This window comes from Loigolactobacillus jiayinensis (assembly GCF_003946445.1).
Classification (GTDB): domain Bacteria; phylum Bacillota; class Bacilli; order Lactobacillales; family Lactobacillaceae; genus Loigolactobacillus; species Loigolactobacillus jiayinensis.
Genome location: NZ_RHOF01000047.1, coordinates 1 through 290, shown reverse-complemented (window position 1 = coordinate 290; position 290 = coordinate 1). Strand labels below are relative to the sequence as shown.

Sequence of the window (290 nt, the reverse complement as noted above, 5' to 3'; positions counted from 1 at the left end):
CGCGGGCAACACTGCATTGGGTCCGATCATCTTGAAGTTGCATAAAGATCTTCTGCCGCGTTGGTTTAGAAATACAGCAGTACTTATCGACCAGCGCCGTCTTAGCCATCACCGAAGCACCGCAGTCTTTACAGATCAGCCGTTCTTTGTGTAATTCTAAATAGACTGGTTCACTGGCGTTAGCGGCTGGATATAAAACGCGTGATTTATAGTGACCGTTATGACTGAGATGATCAAAGCCACACTGGGGACACCGTTCACAGGTCACTTTCACATTGGCCCGATAGACT

Annotated in this window: 1 protein-coding gene; it reads right to left on the bottom strand. The window is 47.9% G+C overall.

The window, feature by feature from the left end:
• The coding region (locus tag EKM80_RS11330) for a transposase family protein (protein ID WP_164509553.1) at positions 1-290 on the bottom strand (290 nt) is incomplete at both ends.